The organism is Aneurinibacillus sp. REN35 (assembly GCF_041379945.2).
Lineage (GTDB): Bacteria > Bacillota > Bacilli > Aneurinibacillales > Aneurinibacillaceae > Aneurinibacillus.
In genome coordinates this window covers 43669-64662 of sequence record NZ_JBFTXJ020000019.1, presented here as the reverse complement: position 1 = coordinate 64662, position 20994 = coordinate 43669, and the positions used below count along the sequence as shown (strand labels likewise).

At 45.8% G+C, this 20994-nt stretch carries 17 protein-coding genes, 1 tRNA gene, 1 riboswitch and 1 other annotated feature; of the genes, 12 read left to right on the top strand and 6 right to left on the bottom strand.

Translation table 11 applies throughout. The features are described from left to right. Window positions 1-121: 121 nt before the first annotated feature. Window positions 122-1180: a YaaC family protein gene (locus AB3351_RS22055; RefSeq protein WP_371149274.1), complete on the bottom strand. Its 1059-nt coding sequence runs from the start codon at window positions 1178-1180 to the stop codon at window positions 122-124. Between the two features lie 191 nt (window positions 1181-1371). Here AB3351_RS22055 and guaB point away from each other — a divergent pair, with 191 nt between their 5' ends. The 3 genes from guaB to serS all read left to right on the top strand — a co-directional run bounded on the left by guaB (window position 1372) and on the right by serS (window position 5954). Further along, window positions 1372-2838, top strand: coding sequence for an IMP dehydrogenase (gene guaB, locus AB3351_RS22050; protein ID WP_371149273.1), 1467 nt, complete (start codon window positions 1372-1374; stop codon window positions 2836-2838). A gap of 110 nt (window positions 2839-2948) precedes the next feature. Next, on the top strand, window positions 2949-4280 hold the full coding sequence (locus AB3351_RS22045; protein WP_371149272.1) for a D-alanyl-D-alanine carboxypeptidase family protein: 1332 nt from the start codon (window positions 2949-2951) through the stop codon (window positions 4278-4280). 112 nt (window positions 4281-4392) lie between these two features. Continuing rightward, window positions 4393-4615 (top strand) — a binding site (T-box leader). Between the two features lie 52 nt (window positions 4616-4667). Beyond that, entirely contained in the window at window positions 4668-5954 is a 1287-nt protein-coding gene (gene serS, locus AB3351_RS22040) for a serine--tRNA ligase (RefSeq protein WP_371149271.1), read from the top strand. Between the two features lie 267 nt (window positions 5955-6221). On the opposite strand, the gene AB3351_RS22035 is transcribed toward serS, so the two are convergent. Then, entirely contained in the window at window positions 6222-7736 is a 1515-nt protein-coding gene (locus tag AB3351_RS22035) for a succinate CoA transferase (RefSeq protein ID WP_371149270.1), read from the bottom strand. Between the two features lie 209 nt (window positions 7737-7945). On the opposite strand from AB3351_RS22035, the gene AB3351_RS22030 reads away from it, so the two are divergent. Next, window positions 7946-8018 (top strand) — tRNA-Arg (locus tag AB3351_RS22030). Between the two features lie 597 nt (window positions 8019-8615). On the opposite strand, the gene AB3351_RS22025 is transcribed toward AB3351_RS22030, so the two are convergent. Next, window positions 8616-8849, bottom strand: coding sequence for a glycine zipper domain-containing protein (locus AB3351_RS22025; RefSeq protein WP_371149269.1), 234 nt, complete (start codon window positions 8847-8849; stop codon window positions 8616-8618). Between the two features lie 259 nt (window positions 8850-9108). Between AB3351_RS22025 and AB3351_RS22020 the strand changes: the two genes are divergently transcribed. The 3 genes from AB3351_RS22020 (at window position 9109) to AB3351_RS22010 (ending at window position 11204) form a co-directional block, all read left to right on the top strand. Next, complete coding sequence (locus AB3351_RS22020) at window positions 9109-9585, top strand: YqeG family HAD IIIA-type phosphatase (protein WP_371149268.1); 477 nt, start codon at window positions 9109-9111, stop codon at window positions 9583-9585. Window positions 9586-9837: 252 nt separating this feature from the next. Beyond that, a complete protein-coding gene (locus tag AB3351_RS22015; protein WP_371149267.1) occupies window positions 9838-10419 on the top strand; it encodes a LemA family protein in 582 nt (193 codons plus the stop codon). Further along, window positions 10419-11204: a TPM domain-containing protein gene (locus AB3351_RS22010; protein ID WP_371149266.1), complete on the top strand. Its 786-nt coding sequence runs from the start codon at window positions 10419-10421 to the stop codon at window positions 11202-11204. The genes AB3351_RS22015 and AB3351_RS22010 overlap by 1 nt, the downstream gene beginning before the upstream one ends. Window positions 11205-11267: 63 nt before the next feature. Here AB3351_RS22010 and AB3351_RS22005 read toward each other — a convergent pair whose 3' ends face one another. From AB3351_RS22005 to AB3351_RS21995, 3 genes are all read right to left on the bottom strand, one after another. Further along, the gene (locus AB3351_RS22005; RefSeq protein ID WP_371149265.1) at window positions 11268-13007 is read right to left on the bottom strand and encodes a right-handed parallel beta-helix repeat-containing protein; all 1740 of its coding nucleotides are present in this window, start codon (window positions 13005-13007) and stop codon (window positions 11268-11270) included. A gap of 321 nt (window positions 13008-13328) precedes the next feature. Then, window positions 13329-15290, bottom strand: coding sequence for a sensor histidine kinase (locus tag AB3351_RS22000; RefSeq protein WP_371149264.1), 1962 nt, complete (start codon window positions 15288-15290; stop codon window positions 13329-13331). A gap of 40 nt (window positions 15291-15330) precedes the next feature. Further along, window positions 15331-15999 carry a response regulator gene (locus AB3351_RS21995; RefSeq protein WP_371149263.1) on the bottom strand — a complete coding sequence of 223 codons (669 nt, stop codon included), beginning with the start codon at window positions 15997-15999 and terminating at the stop codon, window positions 15331-15333. Window positions 16000-16239: 240 nt separating this feature from the next. Further along, window positions 16240-16459, top strand: a riboswitch (cobalamin riboswitch). Between the two features lie 152 nt (window positions 16460-16611). Here AB3351_RS21995 and AB3351_RS21990 point away from each other — a divergent pair. Genes AB3351_RS21990 through cobJ form a run of 5 tightly spaced genes read left to right on the top strand, consistent with a single transcriptional unit; the run spans window position 16612 to window position 20964 of the window. Then, entirely contained in the window at window positions 16612-17370 is a 759-nt protein-coding gene (locus AB3351_RS21990; protein WP_371149262.1) for an energy-coupling factor ABC transporter permease, read from the top strand. Window positions 17371-17372: 2 nt separating this feature from the next. Beyond that, window positions 17373-17684, top strand: coding sequence for an energy-coupling factor ABC transporter substrate-binding protein (locus AB3351_RS21985; protein ID WP_371149261.1), 312 nt, complete (start codon window positions 17373-17375; stop codon window positions 17682-17684). Continuing rightward, window positions 17668-18450 carry a cobalt ECF transporter T component CbiQ gene (gene cbiQ / locus AB3351_RS21980; RefSeq protein ID WP_371149260.1) on the top strand — a complete coding sequence of 261 codons (783 nt, stop codon included), beginning with the start codon at window positions 17668-17670 and terminating at the stop codon, window positions 18448-18450. Before AB3351_RS21985 ends, cbiQ begins: the two co-directional genes overlap by 17 nt. A 23-nt stretch (window positions 18451-18473) precedes the next feature. Beyond that, window positions 18474-19319 (top strand): energy-coupling factor ABC transporter ATP-binding protein, encoded by an 846-nt coding sequence (locus AB3351_RS21975; RefSeq protein ID WP_371149277.1) that lies wholly within the window; start codon window positions 18474-18476, stop codon window positions 19317-19319. Then, the gene (cobJ, locus tag AB3351_RS21970; protein WP_371149259.1) at window positions 19294-20964 is read left to right on the top strand and encodes a precorrin-3B C(17)-methyltransferase; all 1671 of its coding nucleotides are present in this window, start codon (window positions 19294-19296) and stop codon (window positions 20962-20964) included. Before AB3351_RS21975 ends, cobJ begins: the two co-directional genes overlap by 26 nt. Window positions 20965-20994 lie beyond the last annotated feature (30 nt).

The window sequence follows — 20994 nt, the reverse complement described above, 5'->3', positions numbered from 1 at the left end:
ATCGGTCGAGGGCTTAACCAAAAATCAAAGATTCCTTTACGCGTCATTTTTCTTCCATCCAGTTTTCAGGGTATAAGATAAAACCCCGCGTCCAAATTTTTGGACGCGGGGTTTTTGTTGTTTATTCCGTATGAAAAATATGCCGTTCTTTTAGGAGCAAATCATATACAAGATTCGGAAATTTACGGGCTGATAATGATAAAAACTCCTGGATCATATACATATCTTCAGACATAAAGGAAAATACAATCTCGCCCCACCGCTCTGTTTCATATCGGCAAAGCATTCCAAGCACATACATCACCATATAATGATTGACTACTTCTGGTATATTCTGTTCCTGCTCTATTTTTGTTTTATAGAAAAAATTTCCTTTATAATCATAAAGAAAAAGTGAGTTTTCAAATCCATCTCCGCTTTCTGTAACATGAATGGAACGGGGATGGTGCCACTCTAAGCGTAAAATTCCACGTGGAGCTTCAATAGAGGAAGCGGAAAAAAAAGCATTCTTTTTATTGTAGCGGTTTAAATAATGAATAAATCCGTTATACGTTAAGTGGGTTTGATCTAGTACATAATCTGGAAGATAAAAAATGGTGCATAATTGTTCAAAATTCCTGTGAGCTGACAAAGAAATCGGCAGTAAAGATGTATGCTTATACAATCTCTGATAAGGCATCTGTAGCTCTGGGATGACTGCTAATAAGTTCTGCAGCCGATACTTGTCACTAAGGCCTTCGTTACTCAAAAAGGTGTAGAGGTGGGGCAGCAGCCCTTCTTTTTGCACCTTCACCTCATCTTCTGCAAGCGAATAATAATTCTTTTTGATTTTACGGCTCGTTATTCCATGCTGAAGTATACGGGTGGTAGAAGGATAATCCGGATCGCGTGTGAGCACGTATGCTTTGAGCAAACTGACCATCCCATAATACAAAAGGAGCGGCTGTACCAAAATATCGCTTTGATCGGCTAGAAAATAATATTGTCTTGCCTGCTTTAAATTATAGATAACTTTTGAAGCGTTCTGGAATGCATATATATTAGCTTTTGGGATTCCTTGTTCTTCGTATGTTTTCTGAAGAAATGCTTTTGTCGTTGGCTCGCTTTCAAAATATAAATAGCTATCCCACATTTTTTTCGTTGGATTTTCGCACATTATAGTATGGACCGTCCGATACACTCCGCTCACCTTTTTCGTTTGATTATTCGTTAAAAGATAAAAAATGGTACTGAAAACGCTTAATTTATCTTATTGTTTACTGAAAAGCCGAACAATATTAATGAATTCTTGACATTAAAATAAGGGGTTGTTAAACTTTCGATAATATAATTACACGACAAACAAACTAATGGAGAAGGAAGGTATTACTCGTGTGGGAAAATAAATTCAGTAAAGAAGGTTTAACATTTGATGATGTTTTGCTCATTCCAGGGAAATCCGAAATATTGCCGCGTGATGTTAATGTTTCCACACAATTGAGTGAAAGTGTAAAACTCAATATTCCGTTGATTAGCGCTGGTATGGACACCGTGACAGAAGCGGCTTTAGCCATTGCTATGGCGCGTCAGGGGGGCATGGGAATCATTCATAAGAACATGTCCATTGAGCAGCAGGCGGAAGAAGTTGACCGTGTGAAGCGCTCTGAGAGCGGTGTTATTACCAATCCATTTTCGCTGCAGCCTTCTCATCCGGTTTCTGAAGCGGAGAAACTGATGGCGAAGTTCCGTATTTCTGGCGTTCCGATCGTTGATGAGAACAATAAATTGGTTGGTATTTTAACGAATCGTGATCTTCGCTTCGTTCATGACTACTCCGTACAAATTTCAGAAGTCATGACAAAAGAGGAACTTGTTACTGCTCCGGTAGGAACAACATTAAAGCAAGCTGAAGAAATTTTGCAGCGTCATAAAATTGAAAAGCTGCCGCTTGTTGATGAGAACAATGAATTAAAAGGTCTTATCACAATCAAAGATATTGAAAAAGCGATCCAATTTCCCCATGCAGCCAAAGATGCACATGGAAGACTTCTATGTGGCGCTGCTGTTGGGGTATCCAAAGAAACCTTTGAGAGAGCGGAAGCACTCGTGCAAGCAGGAATTGACTGCCTCGTAATCGATACGGCTCATGGCCATTCCAAAGGTGTTATTGATACGGTAAAAGAAGTGCGCGCAAAATATCCCGATCTAACAATCGTAGCGGGCAACGTAGCCACAGGGGAGGCGACACGCGAATTGATCGAAGCTGGTGCTTCCGCTGTTAAAGTAGGAATCGGACCCGGCTCAATCTGTACAACTCGTGTCGTAGCCGGAATCGGAGTACCACAGATTACCGCCATCTATGATTGCGCTTCTGTAGCAAGGGAATATAACATTCCGCTCATTGCTGACGGCGGAATTAAATACTCTGGAGATATCGCAAAGGCGATCGGAGCCGGTGCTTCTGTCGTCATGATCGGAAGCCTGTTCGCTGGCTGTGAGGAAAGTCCGGGAGAATCAGAAATTTACCAAGGCCGCCGCTTCAAAGTATATCGCGGCATGGGGTCACTCGGTGCGATGAAGGAAGGAAGTAAAGATCGTTACTTCCAGGAGAAAGAAGACGATAAGAAGCTTGTGCCTGAAGGAATTGAAGGCCGTGTACCATACAAAGGACCGCTGATTGACACGGTATATCAACTGGTTGGAGGACTTCGTGCAGGTATGGGGTACTGCGGTACGAAGACAATCGAAGAGTTGAAAAACAATGCGCAGTTTATTCGTATTACTAATGCGGGATTAAAAGAGAGTCATCCGCATGATGTTCAGATTACAAAAGAGTCACCGAATTACTCGCTCTCCTAAATATAAGCTGTCATAAAATAGTTGATAAGACAGGGAATATATTCCCTGTCTTTTTTGATGTTGTATGGTAGAATCAAAAGTATTGTGTAATTTATGTGGAGGTGCGGAAGTTGTCAACGCTTGCTAGACCAATGAAGAAATCGCTTGCCTTACTGCTTGTGTTTATGGTGTTCTTTGTACCCATTCTTCTTACGATGAATACCGGATCGGCCCAAGCAGCCACCCCGGGCTTACAGTTGGACGTAAAATCAGCCATTATGATTGAGGCGACCACGGGAAAAATCCTGTACAAATATAACGAAAATCAGGCTCTTCCTCCAGCCAGTATGTCCAAGATGATGACGGAATATCTTGTGCTTGATGCGATTGAGAAGAAGAAGATTACATGGGAACAAAAAGTTACAGTTGATGAATACGGTGCTTTTCTAGGAAAGTCTGGAACATCGGGCGTGCTGCTTGCCCAGAACGAAGTACATACGGTAAAAGAGCTTTATGATGCCATGGCTATTTATTCTGCTAATGATGCTACGGTCATGCTTGCCAAAACGATAGCAGGTTCGGAAGGCGAGTTCGTAAAAATGATGAATAGTGCCGCCAAGCAATTTGGCATGACGCAAACACAGTTCGTGACATCGACGGGGCTGCCGATCGAGGATTTGAAGCAATTCGCTCCTGACGCTTCAAATGGCACAGATAATATGATGTCTGCGCGTGATTCGGCGATTTTAGCAAAAGAATTGATTGCAAAGCATCCAAGTTTGCTGGAAACGACGAAAATCCCTCATCAAACTTTCCGCGAAGGAACCAGTCGTCCGCTTAAGATGTCCAACTGGAACTGGATGCTTCCTGGTCTTGTGAAGGAATACAAAGGCGTAGACGGACTGAAGACAGGTCATACGAATGCAGCAGGCTTCTGCTTTACCGGTACAGCTGAGCGCAACGGTGTACGTCTTATTACCGTCGTGATGGGTGCCAAATCATTCATGAGCCGTTTTACAGAGACAAGCAAAATGCTTGATTATGGCTTTAGCAATTATAAAATGCAGCCTCTTCTCTCAAAAGGCGCCCAAATTCCGGGCCAAGAGATGGTAGCGATCGATAAAGGTACGGCAAAAGAAGTAGAAGCTGTAGCTGGACAAGATGTACGCTATCCTGTCAAAGCTGGAGAAGAAGGCGCATATAAGCCGAAAGCGGTGTTTAAGCAGGTAGCTGCCCCGATCAAACAGGGACAGCCTGTTGGCTCTATCAAAATTGTAGGGCCGGGTGGAAAAGCAGATGAATTCCTTCGTCCGATCGACGAACAAAAAGCCGGCGGCGCACTAATCGCTAAAGAGGAAGTAGAAGAAGCAGGCTGGCTTCGTCTGGCTACCCGCTCTTTCTTCGGCTTTATTGGAGACATTTTCAGCAGTCTGGGCAGCATGATTAAGGGCCTATTCAGCTAAGAAATACTAGAGAGGGATACCATGCTCGGTGTCCCTCTTTCTTTTGGATGTGGAGATACATTTTGCATATTGGTTCTGGATATAGTAAAGTTAAAGTATAGTTTTTACAGTTATAAAGGCGAAGAAGAGAAAAGTAAGCGTGAGCTGTCCGTACAGAGAGTCGGTGGAAGGTGCGAACCGAACGATCAGACCGCTGAAATCCATCTCAGAGCCGCCGGCGAAGAGCCGGGCCGGTATCACACCGTTATCATGTGTCAGAGGGCATACAGAAGCGATAGAGGGCTTCTTATGCTGAAGTAGGGTGGCAACACGGGTATTCAAATCTCGTCCCTTAAGTGGGATGGGATTTTTTTGTTTTTTTAACGCTTTATTCAGGAGGAGATACGCATGTTAGATGTAAAACGTCTGCGCAATGATTTCGACGCGATTAAAAAAGCGCTCGAGACGCGTGGAGAAAAATTGAACGAAATTGACAAATTCGCCGATCTGGACGTCAAGCGCCGTGCGCTGCTGGCCGAGAGTGAGCAGTTGAAAAATAAGCGCAATGTCGTCTCCGAAGAAATCGCGCGCATGAAAAAAGAAAAGCAAAACGCTGATGATCGCATCGCGGAAATGAAAGAGGTATCAGCGAAAATTAAAGAATACGATGAACAAATCCGCGTACTGGAAGAAGAGATCTCCCAGATTATGCTTGGAATCCCGAATGTGCCGCATGAAAGTGTGCCGATCGGTGAGAGCGAAGATGACAATGTGCCGATCCGTCACTGGGGTGAAACACCGTCCTTCTCTTTTGAGCCGAAGCCGCACTGGGAGATTGCAGCTGAGCTTGGTATCGTAGATTTTGAAGCCGCCGCAAAGGTTACGGGCAGCCGTTTCGTATTCTATAAAGGCATGGGTGCGCGTCTTGAGCGGGCATTGATCAACTTCATGCTCGATTTGCATACAGGGGAGCACAACTATGAAGAAATCCTGCCGCCTTATATTGTGAACCGTGAAAGCATGACGGGTACAGGCCAGCTTCCTAAATTCGAAGAAGATGCCTTTAAGCTTGCCGATACGGAGTACTTCCTTATCCCAACTGCAGAAGTACCGGTCACGAACTATCACCGCGATGAGATTATGCCGATGGATATCCTGCCAATCCGCTATGCGGCTTACAGCGCTTGTTTCCGCTCTGAAGCTGGGTCTGCCGGACGTGATACGCGTGGGTTAATTCGCCAGCACCAATTCAATAAAGTTGAGCTGGTCAAGTTCGTAGCTCCTGAGACATCATATGACGAGCTGGAGAGCCTCGTAAACAATGCGGAGAAGGTGCTGCAGATCCTTGGATTGCCCTACCGTGTGTTAAGCATGTGTACGGCTGATCTGGGCTTTACAGCAGCGAAGAAGTACGACATCGAAGTATGGCTGCCAAGCTATGATACGTACCGTGAGATTTCAAGCTGCAGTAATTTCGAAGACTTCCAGGCGCGTCGTGCAGGCATCCGCTTCCGTCGCGATACAAAAGCAAAGCCTGAATTCGTCCATACGTTGAATGGGTCAGGACTTGCGATTGGTCGCACAATGGCGGCCATTTTAGAAAACTGCCAGCAAGAGGACGGCAGCGTGCTGATTCCTGAACCGCTGCGTCCATACATGGGCGGCCTTGAGAAGCTTGTTGCTAAAACAAAATAATGTATGATAACGAAGATGGCGTACGTCAGAATGATCTGCGTACGCCATCTCTATGTCATGCGATTAGTTGGGGAGAAAGAATGAATATACTGTGTTTTTAAATGTTTTACAAATAATACGATAACAGAGTTTACACTTGCATACGCACGTTTTTGGATAAAATACAATAAACGGACACAAAGCAGAGTTTTACTCCGGTTTTAAAACTTTTGTGGTGCGCTGAAACAGCGGGAAATTGCCCGGTCACAGCCGGGAAAACCGTGGTCGCTAGTGTACAGAAGCTTCGGTGATCTGTTCACGCATGGTTCCTTCCTTAGCAAAGCGTGTATGCCAAGACAACGCCTTCTCAATAACATGCGGCGTATATCCACCGCGCCCACATGCTTCTGTAAAGTAAGCGTACAATTGCTCTCGATAAGAAGGATCGGCACAGTTTGTAATGAGCTTCTCAGCACGCTCTCGTGGACTTAAGCCTCTTAGATCGGCTACGCCATGTTCTGTAACAATCACCATCGCATCATGTGCTGTATGATCGATATGGGAAGCGAACGGAACAATACTTGAAATACAGCCGTTTTTTGCCACAGACTTCGTCACAAAAATACTGATACGTGCATTGCGTGTAAAATCGCCTGAACCGCCGATTCCATTCATCATTTTACTTCCCATTACATGTGTTGAATTTACGTTACCGTAAATATCAACTTCAAGTGCAGTGTTGATCGTAATTAAGCCGAGACGGCGAATGATCTCAGGATTGTTAGACATATCCTGCGGCCGCAACATAACCTTCTCACTGTACTTCTCAAAGTTGGGCAGGACAGTATCCATCTTGGCCTGTGATAGAGTCAGCGCACCGCCAGAGGCAAAATGAATTTTGTCCGCATCAATCAAATCGAACACCGAATCTTGAAGCACTTCGGAATACAATTCCAAATCAGTAAATTCGGAATGCAAAAAGCCACGAAAAACAGCGTTAGCAACAGAACCTACACCTGATTGAAGCGGCGGCAGTTTCTTAGGAAGGCGACCTGCTTTCATTTCTTCCCGTAAAAAAGTAAGCAGGTGATCTGCGATCATAATGGTTTCCGCGTCCGGTTCGATGAGTGTCTTCGCCGTATCCGGTGTATTGGTTATGACAATGCCCTTGATGCGGTCGAGTCCAACAGGAATACACGTGTGTCCAATGCGTTGATCGACAGACGTAAGCGGAATGGCTTGGCGTTCACCAAAATCAGCAATATCATATACGTCATGTGCACCTTCTAAAGAAAGAGGTTGAGCGAGATTTACCTCTACGATGACTTCTTTTGCATTTTTTACATACGTATGCGTATTACCACAGGAAGTAGTAAGGATAATGCCGCCATCTTCTGTAATCGCAAGCGCTTCCACGATCGCGATATCAACTTGGGGAACGGCGCCTGTATTCAATGCATCACTTGCCTCTGAGAGATGCTGATCAATGTAGCGTACATTTCCTTTGTTGATTTCTTTGCGTAGTACAGCGTCAGATTGGAATGGAAGGCGAAGATCCATATACTCTGCTAGTACGGAATCAACATGAGGAGCGACGGAAGCCCCGGTATATACATTGATTTTAAACGGTTGTCCACTCTCGCGTGCTCGCTCGGCGATCGCGGTAGGAAGTTCCTTCGGATCACCGGATGAAGTGAACCCGCTGAATCCGATAGTCATACCGTGCTGGACCCAACCGGCTGCTTCTTTACTGGTAACAATCTTACTGAATAATGCTTTGTTTCGTAAACGGTTTGATAGCATGTGATCCACCCCGCCTGTGCTATAATTGTTGTTGTTTTATTTGAACTGTAATATTACAGTAGCATGTTGGAGGGAAAATCAAACGGTTTTCTCGGTAAAAGAGAAATATGGCGGATGAAGTAGAGATTTCATGAATAAACATGGAAGTATATTTGCAGTTGAAGTTGGTGTTTGAAAATCAAAAAGAAGTTATATATAATAATTCCATTGGCTCCGTAGCTCAGCGGATAGAGCGTCGGTTTCCTAAACCGTGCGTCGGAGGTTCGATTCCTCTCGGGGCCGCTGTTATCATAAAAAAATGACACAGTTTTCTGCACACATGCAGGCTGTGTCATTTTTTGTTTCAAGGTGAGGTGCAATCCTTTACTAAACTAAAGAGTTTTTTCGACATCGTTAATGAGTGTTACCGCAATGATCGCAGCGTCTGCTGATCTTATCAGGGTACTCTTTATCGTCATAAACGATAGCTGTATCATAACCGTTGTATGTAGGGTTCGTATAAAATACAGGTTTGTAATTTGGATTACATTTTCATCTCATACATTCTGTTAAAATATAGTTATCAAGGATGATATAGAAAGGAGGTTTTGACATGATTCCGATGCCTAGATTAAAAGAAGGTGTAAGGCGTCCTTTCAAGATTAAAATAACGCCTTCCTTCACGCAATTGCTTAAAAAGAATGAACAGTTGAGAGTTGCTGCTACGAAGTAAATACCAACTGAAAAAGGCTTGCCTTCATGATTCATGAGGTAGGTCTTTTTATTTTGCCTTGGAGATGGGTACCGAAAAGGGCAGTGGAATTTTGACTTCATCAAGGAAGCGAGGGCGCAGCATTGCCTCTGTCCCTCGCTTCTTCTTACCAGATCATACTGCGTATTTTATTCGTCTCGACTTTGTGTGTCGTCGTCGGTATCTTCTACACCTTCACCGACCTGGTTCCCCAATGCACCGCCAGCGATTGCACCTGCAACAGTGCCAAGCGGTCCAAAAATGGATCCGACAGCAGCGCCGGCAACACCGCCGCCCACAGTACCTACAGCCTCACCGACATTGTTATTTGTCACGTCATCATTAACTGTATTGTTCCGGTTGCGATCTTTGTTTTCAGCCATCTATCCCACTCCTTTGTTTATGATGGGGAATTGCTGCTTTACTAGCACAGTCCCAGAACATATTCTGCCCAATCAAGGACGGAATTACGCCCCTATCCTCTTTGATCAGATACGGGTAAACTTCTGCCAGGGAACGACCGGATGCTTCGCAACGGTACTTATCGCCTTATTACGCGCAGAGGTGCTTATAATTTTTAAAAATAAAGCCAAGCTATATATAACTGGTTGACAATGAGTACAGCCCAACAGGGGGAAGCTTATGCCTATTTTACAACCTTCCCAAACTGCACGGTCCATTTATGAGATAGACGGAGAGGCATTACAGCAGGCAGGGATTAGAGGAATCATCCTGGATTGGAGTAATACAGTAACGGATAGTAACACTGATGTTATGCTGAATACACTAAAAGCATGGGCACAGGAGTTTCAGTCTCGCTATGCAATCAAGCTGGTGATTGTCTCAAACAGCAAACCTCCGCGACGAAGCCACGAGGTATTTGATGAGATTCCGGCTTTATTTGAAGCGGGAAAACCGAAAAAGAAAGCATTTTTTGCAGCGATGAATATTCTCGGCACCCAAACAAAGGAGACAGCGGTAATTGGCAATGGAATTATGACGGATATATGGGCCGGCAATCGATTAGGAATGCACACGATCTTTGTGTCTTCTCCCCGAGCAAAGCCGCAAATCGTAGAAGCCATGAAACGAGCTGTCGTACGATTGCTTCGAGTATAAAAAACAGACGGGTGCTGCGCTCGATAAACGAAAAACGGAACACCGCGTACACTAGGTGGCACAGCTCTCTGCGCAGGCTGTGTCATTTTTTTCTTTTAGGGGAAAGAATCATCAGGACCATCCCGGCTGTTTTGTGTACTAGCAACGCAATCTGTACAATAAATATAAGGGAGATATTGTAACCTAACGGGATGAAGCGCGTATAGAGAGATAAACAAGCGGACACGTATAAAAAGGTAAAGGAGTGATCACATGAAAAGCAGCTCGTCCAAAACCATACTTATTGTAGTAGTTATTGCCTTCCTTGCGGTTGCCTTCCTCGGTATGGGCAAATACAACAGCCTGGTCAGTGCCGAGGAGAATGTAAACCAAAGCTGGGCGCAGATTGATAATCAATTGCAGCGCAGAGCGGACCTTATTCCAAACCTTGTTAATACAGTGAAAGGGTACAGCATCCATGAAAAAGAGGTGCTGACAGATATTGCGAATGCACGGGCGCAATTGGCCGGAGCAAAAACACCGGCAGAGCAAGCAAATGCGGACGCTTCTTTAAGTAATGCACTGAGCCGTCTGTTGGTCGTTGTAGAGAACTACCCGACCCTTAAAGCAGATCGTCAGTTTACCCAACTGATGGATGAGCTAGCAGGCACAGAAAATCGCATTGCGGTTGCCCGGCAGGATTATAATACACAGGTTGCTGCGTTCAATAAGGATATTAAGCGATTTCCAGGAAGCATGATTGCCGGAATGGGTGGATTTGAGGCAAAAGAATATTTCAAAGCGGACCCTGGTGCCGCAAAAGCTCCACAGGTGGATTTTAATGGTGGACAATAATGCGCAAGGGAATAATGTATGGCTTCCTGGTTAGTTTTATCGCTATATTTTTTACGAGCGTTATCGCCAGTGCGGCAGCTCCTATACAGATTCCACGTCCGGTAGGAGACATCTATGTACAGGATCAGGCCGCTATTCTTACCCCGGAAGAAAAAAACGCGTTGCGTCAATATGGAAGGCGTCTCGATCAACGTACCACTGCGCAAGTAGCTGTGCTTACAGTGGATTCGACGGAGCCTGCCTCCATCAATCAATACGCGACGGCGGCCTTTCGCAAGTACGGTCTTGGCGACCCTAAGAAGAATAACGGGGTGCTGCTTGTGGTAGCCGTCCAAGATCGGAAAATCTATGTGGAAGTAGGATATGGGTTAGAGGGTGCGCTTCCTGATGGAAAGGTGGGACGCATTTTGGATGACTACGCCGTTCCCTACCTGAAAGAAGACCGGCCGAATGTAGCTGTAACGGAAACATATAAGGTACTGATCAATGAGGTGGCAAAGGAATACAATGTCGCAGACCAGTTGCAGGTACCCGCTACTCCGTATACGAATCAGGAGTCTGATCAATTAGCTTGGTGGGATGCGCTGCCGTCCTGGGTGAAGGTTGTCTTTGTGATTGGCCTTGTATTTCTTATCTATATTGATATGAAATATTTTGGCGGAACCATAACCTATGCCATTTTATCGTTACTCCGCTCTGGAAGGAACGGCGGTGGAGGCGGTGGTGGTTCTGCCGGAGGTAGGGGAGGCTCCTCGGGAGGTGGGGGAGCTGGCCGTAGTTGGTAGTAACCATAATAAAAGAAGGCGAATGGTAGCTGATACAGCCGCTGCCATTCGCCTTTTTATTCGTTAGAAAGGAGTGTTCTCATACGTATTGTTTTCCATTTGTATTTGCGCTACATTGAGGGTCCGAATGCCGTTTTTGTAGCTCCAGTTACTGAGCTTACTGTTGGTAATTACTACGTTATCGGCATATTGAAAGAAGCTGGAATTTCCTAACGTTGCCGGACCTTCGATACGTGATGCATCAATGGCAATGCGTTTGAAGTGAATCAGCATCATTCCGTATTCTGTATTCTTATCTGTCCGAATCGTAGCACCATTTACCGCAACTTGTCCGGAAGTAGGAGCGATTTGGGCGAAGATTCCTTTATTGGCGGTCGATGTATATGTACCGCCCTCTACTGTCATATTCGTTACTTCAATCGGCGTTTGTTTATAGTTTCGAATCGAGATCGCACTGTCGATGGAAGAGACGATGTTGTTGTTTCGAATGATTAGGTTCTTGATTTTGGTGTCCGTCGCTGTCTCTGTGCGGGGCTTAATGCCAATTCCTGCTGATTTAGAGCGGATCGTGTTTCCTTCGATCAGTACCTGTTGAACTTCAAGGGACGGCAGATACGTCTCTAATAGAATGCCAAAGTGATCAGGAGCCGTAATCTTATTATTACGAAACACCAATTGGTCGCTGTTCCAGTTCTGCTTTACAATAATGCCGGGATAATCCACGCGTGTTGTAATGTTATTATTCTCAAATGTAAGATAGTCGCCGACAGTGGAGACACCGTTTAGTATTTCATTCTGCGATACGTTGATGTATTCTACATTTTCATGGGTATTCAATGCGCCAACTCGTGACTTTTCATAGTTATCAATAACGTTCTGTGTAATTGTGATATCGCGCGTTGGCTCCTGTCCGCCAAGCGAGAGGCCGTGGCGTCCGCCATGGAACCAGTTATTTTTAACCATAAGATGCTGAGAAGACGCGATGCTTAGGCCATAGCTTGTCCCGCTTCCTTCATACCAGCAATCGCTCGCCTCATTCTTCTCTAATGTACCGCCGTATGCATATGCGACACCGATTCCGCGTTCTCGGGCGCCGGCCACTTCAACATTATTGATCTGCACATCCTTTGCATATTGTACGATGAGACCGGCATGAGAAGAGTCACGCTCAATCATAAGATTTGTGATACTAATTTTTGGCATGGTGAGTTTATAGACAACGGTAGAAGCTGCATTGTAGGTGTCGAATAACGGATTGGTTAATGTAATGTCATTGCCTGCGACGGATTGAACCTCAGCCAGCTCACCACGATAATAATAGCTGCGTGCTGGGTTGAATAGATCGGTAGAGTGAAGTAAGACGATATCTCCAGGGGCGATGGAAAGGGCTGTGTTGATCGTATGGCTGCCTTTGACTGCATTGGTTGTTAATGGGGCGGATTCTTGTCTTGTGCCGCCGATGCTTACTAGAGTAGGTTGGGTGGAACGCTTACCGTCCAGTACGGTACCGGGCTCGCCCACAATAGAGATGGGGTTGCGTACGGTCGCTTTGATCGCAGAGACCTGGTATGTACCGGCCGGAAGAAATACCGTCCCTCCACCTGCCTGATCCGCTTTTTGGATCGCGCTCATAATGGCAGCCGAATCGTCTGCCTGATCATTTGCTTTTGCGCCAAAATCTCGTATATCCATGTATACATTTTGTATGTCCATAGTATTTACTGTTCCCGCTTTTGCTTCGTTTGACAAGCCAAAGCCAAAAAGTAAGAAAAATGAGATGAAAAATACAATGTATTGCTTCATGATAATCTTCCTTCCGAAGTCCTATCCTTGCTTATTTCTTGATGATTTAGGAAATAGGACGCTCCTTTATAAACTAAATCCGCTAGTAACAGTTAAATAATTCAAAATAATATGGGTCATATGATAGGAGTTATTCTCCCCTTTTCTTTTCTCTTTATACTTTTGTAAGTAATTTATACTATATATGTATAATATAGTAGACTTTATTATTCATATCAATATAGTGAAAAAGAAAGTAGTTACGAAATATTGAATATAAAACATATAAAAAAGGCAGGAAAAAAGACCACCTTACAATAGGTGGTCTCTACTCTTTTTGCTTTATGATGTAGATTCGATTCTTATCGGGAGTAAAATGGTGAGTCGTAAGCCTTGCTGCGGCCGGGATGTAAGCGATAGCGTACCATGCAGCTCATGAGCACGGCGTTCCATAGTTTGAAGACCAAATCCGTATACGATGTTCTCGCATCCGCGCCCCTCATCTTCTAATACAAAAGTGATCTCCCCATCCTTTTCTTGCAGCGTAAAATAAAAACGTGCGCTTTGTCCGTGCCGGATTCCATTCGTTAGCCCTTCCTGAAGAGCGTGGTACAGAAATTTTTTCTGTAAAGCATGGAGTTCGGGTAAGGGGGAGATCGAATAGGAAATATTCACGCCTGCATGCTTTTCTGTCAGATGGATTAATTGCTTCAATTCTTCCTCAAGATTAAGATCAGTCTCGTCCTCTTTAATCGTATGAATGGTGCGGCGGATTTCATTTAATCCATTACGCACAAGTTCTTGCGATAAGTCCAGTTTCTCAATCGCAAGCGGGAGGTTTTTGCTAAGGAGGCGTTTGCCGGCCTCAATCTGCACGACGGTAGTTGTTAAGGTATGTCCTACAATATCATGAATCTCTCCAGCGATTCGATTCCGCTCTGCAAGGGCGGACATCTCAGCCCGGGCTGCTGCCATTTCTTTAAGTGAGGACGTTAGCTTTTCTGTTCGTTCTATAACTTTTTCTTCAAGGGTATTATTCAATTCCTTTAACTCCCTTGAGATTCTCTCCACTTCAGTAAAGGCACGTGAAGACTTAATTGAGATCGTGAAGGATTGTACGAAGATAAACAAAAACAATCCGAATGGTGTCATGTTGCCGATGGGGACGATTTGATTGTAGTATAATACGTCATTAATCGCCGTAATTAGGAAAAACACAGCCACAGATGCATTGAGAAGTGCAAATTCTCTTCTTCGCATCACAATAAGGACGAGACACCCTATAAGATAAAAAATGCTGGCAAGCATAACTCCATAGAACGGAACGATTGCTTCCGTATAAAAAGTAGAAGGTGTCAGAACGGTAATCAGACTGAAAAGTGTTGATAAGATCTGTACTGTGCGAATAAAAATCGAATGAATGTCTTCCGGATATAGCGAACGAATGAACATTGAAAAAAACGGAAGAGCAAGGTAAAAGGCAAGATATTCAATGCGCAAAGCAAGGTCCCAGTTGAAGTCGGGCCACAGCTTAGTGAGGAGAACATCACGTCCGCTAATGATGGAGCGTACGCCGATCAGCATGCAGAATAAGCTAAAATACAGCGCTGATGTGTTCTTGCGGCGCAATAGATAAATAACAACATGATAGACTCCGACAATGAGAAGACTTGATGAGAGAGCTGCATCGAAGATCAGTCTCTTCTCCCGTAGATCTGTGATCTGCTTATAATCCCCGAGAAGAATCGGTTTCCAAATGCCACCCTTTTTATGGGCAAAGTTGGACACGTGAAAGGTGAGTGTCACCTGGTTATGTCGCGGATGAAAATAGACGACCTGCGTTATATCTTGCGGCTTCGTACTGTGCTTATTCATGCCGGGAGTACCTGCGGAAGCAGTAGGTGCTCCATTGATATAAAGCGTGTAGGATGTAAAAACAATCGGGATGTATAGAGCTTTGAGAGACATATTATCCGCAGGATTAAAGCGGATGGAAATTGTGTACGTTGCATATCCCTTACCGGAAAGAGAATGTCCCCCAACCTGTTTTCCATTCCATATCGAAGGAACAGAAATAGTGGACATCTCGGCTGTAGAGGCAGGCAGTGAGTTGCTCGGTGCAGTAAATTGCCCCCATGTAAGTCCCCACTCTCCATTCAGTTCAATAGGCCCCTGCTTAGCGAAGTTCCAACTGGAAGCATCGAGAATACCGAAAGATGCTACAGGCGGATTGGACCGGGCTGTGCAGCCGGTGAGGAATACGCACACACAAAGAATAACGAAGGCAAAAGCATTCCCCTTCATGCTAGGCAGCCCCCTTTTTATGTATGCTACTAGCAGGTGTTTACTTCGGTTCCACTCCTAAATCTTTTAAGTACACAATGGCTTTTGAGCGTTCATTCGTGCCGATTTTTGCATAGATCATGCTGACATAATTCTTCACGGTACCTTCACTGATATACAATGTTTTAGCGATTTGTCGGTTGTTCATGCCCTGAAGCATAAGAGCCGCAATCTCTTTCTCACGATCGGACAATTCGACTCCTTGCTGCTTAAGTCGTTCGGTATGAATCGTATGTTGTGCTTGAGAGGAGAAGTGTGAGAGGCGTGCCGCCAGTTTGGCGGCGATGACGGCAGGCAGCATGATCTGTCCTATGGCCGCGTCGCGGATGGTTGCAATCAGCTTATCACCCGGCATATCTTTCAATAAGAAGCCGCTTGCACCGTTGGATAGACCTTCTACGATGTACTCATCTTCTGCAAATGTCGTCAGAATGAGAATAAGGGTAGCAGGATAGTCTTTTTTAATTTTTTTGGTGCTCTCAATGCCATCCATGACCGGCATCTTAATATCCATCAAGACAATATCGGGTTGAAATTTTGCCACCATTTCATAGGCTTCGAGGCCGTTTTCTGTAGTGCCGATCACCTGCATATCGTCTTCTAAATCCAGTATTGTTCTAAGGCCCTCTCTCATAAGTGTCTGGTCGTCAGCAATCAGGATTTTGATCATACAGTTTTCCGCTCTCCTTATTACAGAGTTGGTATTTTTATTATAATTCTTTTTTACTAGAGATGGAGACGGTATATTCTCAAATTGTGTTATGAGATAGATAGTGTGCCTTATCGCTTATTATAAAGGCGTAGAAGTCACAATATAAGGGCGTACAGTCATAAAAATGGTCATAAAATACGGCATATTGAATATAGCGCTATTTTAGGGTGTGTGGTATAATGAGCACAATTTTAAACTGAATAGGAATAGCTTTATGGTACTTAAAATTCCGGTTATAGAAAGGAAGATCGGAATGGAAAGTTTAAAAGGGAAGTTCGGTGCAAAACCGACGCGGTCCCGCCACTGTGAAGAGGAGAACAATCCCATCGATTCACCCACTGCTTCGCCTGCGAAGCGGGAAGGGGGTGATTGTTCATTGACTCGAAGCCAGGAGACCTGCCGTAAAGAGCAACACTGCTACACCACGAGGATGGGTAGGTGTTCGAAGGGGCATGATGTACGCTTGGCTTGTTTGGTTAACCGATTGTGCGCTTTTGTATACCTAAGCATCTTTTCCGTGGGAGAGGATGCTTTTTTTATTTGTATATAGAGTTAAGAGGGGGAAGATGAATGAAACGAAAGCGTACGCTATCAAGCATAGCTGTGGTTTTGGGATTTGTGCTGTATTTCGTATGGAATGATCCGCAGACCGCTTATGCTATGCACATTATGGAAGGATTTCTGCCTGTAAAATGGGCCGTATTCTGGTGGGTATTATTTCTGCCCTTTTTCCTGTTGGGTGTTCGGTCATTGACACGGATTACAAGAGAAAACCCAGAGGCGAAGCTTCTGCTTGGTCTGGTAGGTGCTTTTGCTTTTGTTCTATCCGCACTAAAAATTCCTTCTGTAACAGGCAGCAGTTCACATCCGACGGGTGTAGGTCTTGGGGCAGCCTTGTTCGGTCCGCTTGCTATGACGGTACTAGGGACACTTGTTCTTCTGTTCCAAGCTCTTCTTCTCGCGCACGGAGGATTAACTACGCTAGGGGCTAACGCATTCTCTATGGCGGTAGTGGGACCCTTTGTTGCATATGCTGTGTACCAAGCGATCGCTCGTTCTACAGGAAAGCAGCGGCTGGCGATTTTTATGGCAGCCGCATTGGCTGATTTGACGACATATCTTGTAACTTCTGTACAACTGGCGCTTGCTTTTCCAGCGGCAAGCGGTGGCTTTGCGGCATCATTTGCAAAATTTGCAGGGATTTTTGCTGTAACCCAAGTGCCGCTGGCTATTAGTGAAGGATTATTGACGGTGCTTGTATGGAACTGGCTTGTTGCCTATAACGGAAAAGAATTGATGCAATTGCAATCTATTAGACGAGGAGCGTAACGATGAACAAATCAAAAGGTTGGTTAAATATCGTGCTTGTCCTTAGTGTCATCGCGCTGATTGCGCTTCCGCTTCTGCTCATCAAGGATTCTGAATTTGGAGGCGCAGATGGAGCGGCGGAGGAAGCCATCGGTGAAGTAGCACCGACTTACGAGCCGTGGAGTGAGCCATTGTTTGAGCTACCGGGCGGTGAGACGGAGAGTCTTTTGTTTGCTCTGCAGGCTGCGATTGGAGCCGGTATTATCGGGTATGGCATCGGTTATTATAAGGGCCGGTCTTTAAAGCGAGACCAGTTGGATGAAGATTCAGCTTGATGCCATCGCATATACGAACCGACTTCGTCATATTTATCCGGCGCAAAAGGTAGGCTTCGGGCTTTGCATGCTGTTGTTTGTCCTGCTATCACATACGTTGGTGCATGCTGCTGTGTTCATGTGGATGAGTGCATGGATTGTCCTTCGTGCCGGTATTTCGGGTCGGGTGTATGTGCGATTGCTTGGGGCAGTGACATTGTTCCTGATGCTCGGCCTGCCTCCGTTGGTGGTGGAGATATCCGCTGCACCACCAACGGACACGGTGTTATTCCAATTTTCTGCCGCCTCCTGGCACATATACGGAAGTAGAGAGGGCGTGGAGAAGGCTGGTATGCTGCTCATTCGTTCGCTGGCTTCGGTATCCTGCCTGTATTTTATCTTGTTGACGGTGCCGTTTACGGAATTGCTTACGGTCCTGCGGCGCGTAAAAGTGCCGGTGCTTCTAACTGATTTGCTGCTTGTTATGTACCGTTTCGTCTTTGTTTTTTTGGAGACGGCAGAACAGTTGTGGACCGCCCAGCAGGCACGGAGCGGGAGCGGAAGATTTCGAAAGAAAATACGGGATGCAGGTTTTCTGATCGTTCGGCTTTTTACCCGTACATTTCAGCGTTACCAGCAGCTTTCTATCGGACTTGCCGCCCGTGGGTTTACCGGCGATTTGCGGGTCATATCTACGGCATCTTTTTCAGGAGCGGGACGCTATGGGGTCGAGGCTGTTGTTGGTTTTGTTTTACTTGTGGCGCTTGAATGGTGGACGAGGAGGTAAGGTGGTTGGCTTGGATTATAGAAATGGATGATGTGTCCTATACATATCCGGGAAGCACGCAGCCTGCATTAGACGGGGTAACCCTGCGGATTCCCACGGGAGCCCGCTGTGCGCTAATTGGACATAACGGCTGCGGCAAATCGACACTATTCCTGCATCTGAATGGTATTTATCAACCGGAGCGCGGAGAGATGAGATGGAAGGGCGAGCCCTATATATATGGCCGAACCTTTTTATCAGAACTTAGACGAAAGGTAGGCCTGGTTTTTCAAGACCCGGAACAGCAGTTGATTGCAAGTACCGTTGCAGAAGATCTCTCTTACGGATTGTGCAATGCTGGCCTGGCCGAGAGCGAGATTAATCAAAGAGTAGCACATGCACTGTCGCGTTTTGGCTTAGATGAGCTGCATGCAAGGCCAGTGCATCATTTAAGCTTGGGTCAGAAAAAGCGTGTAGCGTTGGCTGGTGTCATGGTGATGCGGCCGGAACTTCTGCTTCTAGATGAGCCGACGGCGTATCTTGATTGCCTGCATACAAGGCGGCTGCTTGAAGAACTTGATACCATTCACGAAGAAGAGGGGACAACAATGCTCATGGCAACGCATGACATTGATTTGGCCTACGAATGGGCAGATTGGATTTTTGTCATGGACAAAGGGCGTTTGGTATTAGAGGGAGTGCCAGAAGATGTATTTGCGCAGCGTGATGTACTGGCCTCTCTGCAGGTAGGCACGCCGCTTCTGTTCGATGTGTGGGAGGCGCTGGCTCCTTCACTTGACTCTGTTTCACTGACATATCCGCGCACAGCAGCGAAGTTGAGATGTGAATTAAAGAAGAGAAGGAATGAAAGCAAACAAAAAATGGGGTGATCGTATGGATAAAAAAAGCGGAAAAGTACTGATTATCGGATTTGGACCGGGAAGCTTCGAACATATTACCCAGCGGGCTCGCGAGGCCATTGAAGAGTGTGAAATCATCCTTGGTTATACGACATACGTTGATTTGATCCGGGGCCTGCTGCGAGAAGACCAGACCGTAATTCAGGCGGGAATGACTGAAGAGGTAGGACGCGCCCAAGAAGCGGTACGCCAAGCGGAAAAAGGCAAGATCGTCGGTGTTATCTCCAGCGGAGATGCGGGTGTATATGGTATGGCCGGTCTGGTATATGAAGTGTTGATGGAGCAGGGCTGGACAGAGAAGGAAGGGATCGGGGTAGAGGTGATTCCGGGCATTTCGGCCATTAATTCCTGCGCGTCCTTGTTAGGTGCGCCGATCATGCATGATGCTTGTACGATCAGCCTCAGTGATCACCTGACACCGTGGGAGTTGATTGCCAGACGTGTGGAAGCGGCCGGACAAGCAGATTTTGTCATTGCGCTGTACAATCCAAAAAGCGGACGCAGAACACGTCAGATCGAAGAGACGCAGCGTATTTTATTGAAGTACAGATCACCGGATACACCGGTTGGCCTGGTGAAGAGCGCTTACCGCGAGCGTCAGTCCGTAGTCATTACAGATCTTGCCCATATGCTTGATCACGATATCGGCATGCTTACTACGGTAGTGATCGGTAACAATTCTACACGCCTGTATGATGGAAAAATGATTACCCCGCGCGGCTATCAGCGCAAATATACATTAAGTGCGGAAAAACAAAAGCTGGCTCCCCATCAGCGTCTGCGGGAAGAGAATGAACCGTGGGCATTGCATAGCGTAGCGCCGGATATACAAAAAGAGAACCCTGGATCTGAATCTGAAGCTCCAACGATACGGACTTCTTCCCGTGATATGGCAGAGGAGGCCTTAAGCCGCCTGCTTGGCACTTCACCTGAAGCGGCTCCTGTAGCAGCGGCCGGATTTGTGCAGGAGGCAATTTTCGAATTTTCCGTCTCGCCCGGTGTAGCCAATAAGAAGCTGAGTGCCAAGCAAATGCTGCTGCTTGCCGAAATTGTCGGGGAAGAAGGAAGCATAGAATATACGCCGCACCATCAGATGCTCATCAGCGTCCCGACCACCGACCCGGAGCACATCACCCGTAGGCTTGTGGAAGCTGGGATGCTCATCCAGCCTGTCGGCGATGTATTAACCATTAAGGCTTGTGATTTCTGTGACGGAGAGAAGACGGATTCCATTCCATATGCAGAGCAGATTCAGCATGTATTAGGGGGAATCAGCATGCCGAAAGAGACCAAGGTCGGCATTAACGGCTGCGGTATGGCATGCTACGGCGCGGTAACAGAAGATATCGGTCTCGTCTTTAGAAAAGGCAAGTTCGATCTATTCCTTGGTGCCAAAACGGTTGGCCGTAATGCCCATGTAGGCCAACCTGTAGCCGAAGGGATTGAACCGGCAGAGATTGTTGGTCTGCTTGAGCGCATTGTGCACAAATACAAGGAAGAAGGACACCCGAATGAACGCTTCCACAAATTCTTTAAGCGGGTGAAAGAGATCGAAGGCTTCACCTACCGGGAAGCGCCGGTTCAAGTCTTAGTAGACGCGGTCTGTGGAGACTAACGTATTCGATACGTATAGGTTGATATATAA